Here is a 237-nt window from a genome sequence, read left to right as displayed (position 1 = left end):
ATCGTCAAGATTAAATTCCAAAATCCCTGTCTGCTCACGCAGACAGGGATTTTGTTTTTGTGCTCGAAAAAACATTGAGCATCACCCCGCAACAAACAATCGATACACCCAGCGAAAATCCCCAACCTGCACTGGACACCCCCGCCCAGGCCCCCACGCTCTTGCAGCTTGCAGCTTGCAGCTTGCAGCTTGCAGCTTGCAGCTTGCAGCTTGCAGCTTGCAGCTTGCAGCTTGCAG

Annotated in this window: 1 protein-coding gene; it reads right to left on the bottom strand. The window is 52.7% G+C overall.

From position 1 onward, the window contains the following. Positions 1-34: 34 nt before the first annotated feature. Positions 35-237, bottom strand: a 203-nt coding sequence (locus GHO25_RS26420; protein WP_218581108.1) for a hypothetical protein, incomplete at its 5' end; no start/stop codon positions are given.

This window comes from Pseudomonas sp. FSL R10-1350 (genome assembly GCF_009600525.1).
Classification (GTDB): domain Bacteria; phylum Pseudomonadota; class Gammaproteobacteria; order Pseudomonadales; family Pseudomonadaceae; genus Aquipseudomonas; species Aquipseudomonas helleri.
The sequence above is the reverse complement of the archived record's forward strand: the minus strand, read 5'-3'. Positions and strand labels throughout refer to the sequence as shown.